Origin of the sequence: Streptomyces recifensis (assembly GCF_002154615.1) — a bacterium.
GTDB lineage: Bacteria > Actinomycetota > Actinomycetes > Streptomycetales > Streptomycetaceae > Streptomyces > Streptomyces griseoluteus.
The window spans coordinates 1-3,390 of sequence record NZ_MUNH01000018.1 but is presented as its reverse complement, the minus strand read 5'-3'; the positions used below and the strand labels follow the sequence as shown (position 1 = coordinate 3,390).

The window sequence follows — 3,390 nt, the reverse complement described above, 5'->3', positions numbered from 1 at the left end:
GTGCCAGCCGGTCGGGGACCAGTGCCGGACGGGGGTGACGAGGGCGGTGCCACTGGCCGGGAGCGGGACACGCAGGGTGCCGTTGTCCGGGGCGGCGAGGCCGGTCTCGCGCGCCCAGCAGCGCAGGAGGTTCTCCACCGCCGCCGCCTGGGCCGCGGTGTGCGGGTCGGCCGCCTCCAGCGGATCGGCGTCCGGCTCGTCGGGCCCTCCGGCGACCGGTGCGCGCCGCTTCTGGTGCGGCACCGCGTCGGCGAGCGGGACCGGGGTGCTGCCGGGGTCCGCCGGTTCGTCGGGGGTCTCGGAACGGCCGTCGGGTGCGGGGGTGGCGTTCATGACAGTTCCTCGGGGGTGATGCGGGTGTGGGTTCGGTGACGGAGGGATGTCGCAGGGCGGATGAGAGGTGGGGCGGTGACGAGAGCAGGGGATGCCGATGCGCGCCGGGCACGGTTCCGGGGTCGGCCGGGGTGCGGCGGTACGGCGACGCCGGAAGGTGGGTTCGCCGCTCTCCGCCGACGCGCGGATGGTGCGCGTCGGCGAGGGGGTGGCCTGGCGGGGGCTAGCCCGTGCGCTGGTGGTCGCGGTTCGCGGCGGTCACCGCGTCGGCGAGGCGGTCGAGTACGGCCGACGCCTGCTCGTCGCTGATGGTCAGCGGCGGGAGGAGCCGTACGACACTGTTGTGGCGGCCGCCGAGTTCCACGATCAGCCCCCGGTCGAGGCACTCGCGCTGGACGGCGGCGGCGAGTTCGGGGTCGGCGGGGTGCGGCGCCGTGGTGGAGTCCCAGCCGTCCGTCTCGGAGCCGCGCGTTTCCGGTACGGACGCGGCCGCGGGGTCGACCAGCTCGACCCCGATCATCAGCCCGCGCCCCCGCACGTCTCCCACGCAGGCGAACTCGTCCTGCAGCTGCCGGAGTCGGGTCACCATGCGGGCGCCGAGGGTGGCGGCTCGTTCGGCGAGGCCGTTCTCGCGGACGTAGGCGAGGGTGGCGGTGCCCGCGGCCATGGCGAGCTGGTTGCCCCGGAAGGTGCCCGCGTGGGCGCCGGGCTGCCAGACGTCGAGTTCCTCGCGGTAGACGATGACGGCCAGCGGGAGACTGCCGCCGATGGCCTTGGAGAGGACCATCACGTCGGGGGTGATCCCGCTGTGGTCGACGGCCCAGAAGGCGCCGGTGCGGCCGACGCCGGTCTGTACCTCGTCCGCGATCAGGGGGATCGACCGGTCGGCGGTGACCCGGCGCATCCGGCGCAGCCAGTCGTCCGGTGCCGGGATCACCCCGCCCTCGCCCTGGACGGGTTCGAGGATCATCCCGGCCGGCCGGGGCACGCCCGACTTGGGGTCGTCGAGGACCGACTCGGTCCAGCGGGCGGCGAGTTCGGCGCCGCGCGGGCCCCCGACTCCGAAGGGGCAGCGGTAGTCCTGCGGATAGGGCAGGCGGCCCACCTGGAGGTCGGGGGCGCCGCCGGACGCGGCCAGGGCGCCCGCGGTCATGCCGTGGTAGGCGCCGGTGAAGGCGAGGATGCCGCTGCGTCCCGTCGCCGCCCGGACCAGTTTGAGGGCGGCCTCGACGGCGTCGGTTCCGGCCGGACCGCAGAACTGCACGCGGGCCCGGTCGGCGAACCCGGCCGGCAGGGTGCGGAAGAGCTCGGTGGTGAAGGCGTCCTTCACCGGGGTCGCCAGGTCCAGCACGGAGAGGGGCGCGCCGGAGTCGAGGACCTTGCGGACGGCCTCCAGCACCACGGGGTGGTTGTGGCCGAGGGCCAGCGCCCCGGCGCCGGAGAGACAGTCGAGGTATCGACGGCCGTCCGCGCCCTCGATGGTGAGGCCACGCGCCCGCACGGGCACGATGGGCAGGGCCCGGGCATAGGTACGCGCGGCGGACTCGCGCGCCGACTGGCGCCTGAGAATCCCCTCGTGCACGGCCGGAGTTCCCCGGTGGGTGCTGTCGGCCTCCGACTCGGTCACGGCCACGGCTCGCTGTCCTCCCGCTGTCCAGAGGCGAGTTGTTCGACGGGGACGGGCGCAGGCAGCGGTCCCCACGGCTACCAACAGCCGACCGGCCGCGTGGTTACGGGTAGCTCCAAGATCCTTGCCGTGACGTAACCGTTGCGGTTCCGTCGGAAGTCACCTACAGCGAGCGCATAGTGTGTGGTCCCGTCCCGGAAGTCCGGGGAACCGGCGCCGGTCCGCAGCGAGTTGGATGCCGGTACCAGGGCCGAAGCGCCAAGTTCCGTCTCAACAGGGAGAGTCACCACCATGCACTCCATACGGCCGTCGTCCACCGCTCGCCGAGGAAGGGGTACGCCCCACAGGACCTCCCGCGTGCTGGCGGCCGTCGCCCTCGCCTCGGCGCTGGCGCTGACCGCCACCGCGTGCGACGGAGCCGGTGACGACAACGCCGGCGGCAGCTCGTCCTCCACCGCGCGGGGCTCGGACGGGAAGGTCCGCGTCCCGCAGGACCTCCAGGACAAGCTCCGCCAGCACGGCATCGACATGGACAAGTGGAAGGACGGCGCCTGGAAGAACTGGGACCGGGACGACTGGCTGCGCGAGGCGAACGACTTCATCAACCCGATCATCAACGGTCTGTGGGACAAGGACCGGATGCGGGGCGCCGACGACCCGGCCAAGCGGGTCGACGACAACGACCTCTCCGGCGACCAGGGCGTGACCGACCCCGAGCCGCAGCCGGTGCAGGCCAAGGCGGTCCGCCCGCCGTACCACACCAACGCGGCCACCTCCGGCAAGGTGTTCTTCGACTCCCCCAAGGGCACGATGGTCTGCTCGGCCACGGTGGTCGAGGACCCCGCGCACCCGGGCAAGTCCAACCTGATCTGGACGGCCGGCCACTGTGTGCACGCCGGCAAGAAGGGCGGCTGGTACCGCAACATCGCCTTCGTGCCGTCGTACAACAACCAGAGCCTCTCCTCCTCACAGATGGAGGGTGTCTCCCGCGCGCAGGTCGCGCCGTACGGTGTCTGGTGGGCCGACGCGGCCAAGACCTCGCAGCAGTGGATCGACGGTGGCGGTGAGACCGGCGGCAACGGCGCCTCGTACGACTTCGCGGTGATCCATGTGACGCCGGAGCAGGGCAACGGGGGCAAGTCGCTGGAGGAGACGGTCGGCGGCGCGCTGCCGGTCGACTTCGCCGCTCCCGCCGCGACCGAGGTGAGCGCGGTCACCGCGAGCGGCTACCCGGCGGCGGAGCCGTACAACGGCCAGTTGCTGTACCAGTGCCAGGACAAGCCGGGCAGGCTGTCGATCGCCAAGGCGGACCCGACGATGTACCGCATCGGCTGCACCATGACCGGCGGTTCCTCCGGTGGCGGCTGGGTGGAGCAGGGCGCCGACGGCAAGCCCGCACTGGTCTCCAACACCTCGATCGGCCCGGCCTC

At 73.1% G+C, this 3,390-nt stretch carries 2 protein-coding genes and 1 pseudogene; 1 reads left to right on the top strand and 2 read right to left on the bottom strand.

Features of this window, described 5'->3' with window-relative positions; translation table 11 throughout:
• A pseudogene (locus tag CCN33_RS01210) lies at positions 1–333 on the bottom strand (iron transporter); the annotation flags it as partial.
• 223 nt (positions 334–556) lie between these two features.
• Positions 557–1,966, bottom strand: coding sequence for a diaminobutyrate--2-oxoglutarate transaminase family protein (locus tag CCN33_RS01205; RefSeq protein WP_086690147.1), 1,410 nt, complete (start codon positions 1,964–1,966; stop codon positions 557–559).
• 285 nt (positions 1,967–2,251) lie between these two features.
• On the opposite strand from CCN33_RS01205, the gene CCN33_RS01200 reads away from it, so the two are divergent.
• Positions 2,252–3,390: trypsin-like serine peptidase (locus tag CCN33_RS01200; protein WP_208621623.1), on the top strand; the 1,139-nt coding region annotated here is incomplete at its 3' end.